The sequence below is a fragment of the Cupriavidus lacunae genome, from assembly GCF_003353055.1.
Lineage (GTDB): Bacteria > Pseudomonadota > Gammaproteobacteria > Burkholderiales > Burkholderiaceae > Cupriavidus > Cupriavidus lacunae.
Genome location: NZ_QKWJ01000223.1, coordinates 1 through 1,494 on the forward strand (window position 1 = coordinate 1; position 1,494 = coordinate 1,494).

At 64.7% G+C, this 1,494-nt stretch carries 1 protein-coding gene and 1 pseudogene; both read right to left on the minus strand.

Features of this window, described 5'->3' with window-relative positions:
• Positions 1 to 717 (minus strand): IS110 family RNA-guided transposase (locus DN412_RS42795; protein WP_115216987.1); only part of this gene is annotated, 717 nt, incomplete at its 3' end.
• A gap of 319 nt (positions 718 to 1,036) precedes the next feature.
• Positions 1,037 to 1,189 (minus strand): annotated as a pseudogene (locus DN412_RS46220) (IS1096 element passenger TnpR family protein); the annotation flags it as partial.
• Positions 1,190 to 1,494: the final 305 nt, after the last annotated feature.

A 1,494-nucleotide genomic window follows, 5' to 3' on the forward strand; every position in this document is an offset into this window, starting at 1 on the left:
CTGGGCCAGAGTGTCGAACATCGCCAAGGCCTGCGTGAGCACGAACAGGTGTTCCTCGCGCCAGTTGCCGGTCAGCGCGCGTTCGATGTCGCGCTCGCTGGCCTTAATTCGCCCATAGCGGTGCCGCGCCAGCACTTGGGGGTCACGCTCGCCCGCCACAATCGCCCGGACGATGGCCTGGCCGGTCATGCCCATGACGTCGCTGAGCACTTCGCTGAGCTGGAGATTCATCTGCACCAGCGCCTTCTGCATGCGCTGCACCCAATTGGCCTGCTCGGTGAGCAGCACCTCGCGCTGGCGCACCACCGCGCGCACCACGCACACCTCGTTGCCGGGCCGCCACGCCGCGCGCAACAGCCCCAAACTCATCAGTTTCTGCAGCCACTGGCAGTCGAGCACGTCGCTCTTGCGGCCGGGCACGTACTTGAGTTGCCGCGCATCGACGAGCCACACCGTCAAGCCGCGCTGTTCCAGCACCTCGTATACCGGGATCCAATACACGCCGGTGGACTCCAGCGCTACCGTGTCGACCCCGAGCGACAACAGCCATTGCGCCAACGCGTGCAGATCGTCGGTCATTGCGCCGAGTTCGCGGACCGGCTCGCAGCCGGCTTGCTCGGCCAGATGCCGCGGCACCGCCACCCAGTGGCTCGACGCGCCCACATCGATCCCCGCCGCGTTCGGGAACACCTCGTCGTCTCGCTTGCGCATCGCCATGGCCGGCTCCAAAATCGTCAGTGAACGGCAGCGCCATGGGAAGCGTCGAAGTTGACTCGATCTCCTGAACGGGATGCGCATCGCTGCGCTCACCACTGTCGCCGACGAATCCCGGACCAGGCTCATGTGCGGGCTCACTCCACGGCATGCCACGCCGAGAGCGCGCACCATTGGTGTGTCGGTCATCGCAGCGCTGCCGTTCACTGGTATAGCTCATCCCCGTTTCTCCGCCCACGCCGAGGCCGGTAAAGGCCTTGAAATGCTCATGAGCTTCGCCGTAACGCCTGCCACGAATGCTGAACACGTGCAGATGTTTGTCGGCCCAGCCCATGATGACCTGGATGACATTGTGCAATTGCCCGAGCGTCAAATGCTCGGGAACGAGGACACGTTGCCAAACCGGTGGGCTCAGGCCGCGCAGAGCAATTCGAAGTTGAAGGACGGGGGTCGCCTGCCCGGGATCGGAAGCCATGCGCGCATTGTAGGTGCCTTATTGGACTCTCAGCAGCAGTCCAGTCGTCAGCCCCCGCTTTGGCACGGTCTCTGAGAAGGGCCGCGTGCGATCTCGGGCAGGTGGGGGTCCGCACCTGGCGCGCGAAGGGGGGAAAACCGGGAGACGGTCCAGCTGTCTTTCCGATAACGCCGTCGATTCGCCCTAGGAGGCTGTCGGACTTGAGCCCGAGCGAATCCGATAGATCGGTGCGACGCGGCTTTTGAGACGGCGTCGCGCTGATCGAGCGTTCTCAGCGGTTGGCGAGTCTCCACGAGGGCGTATCG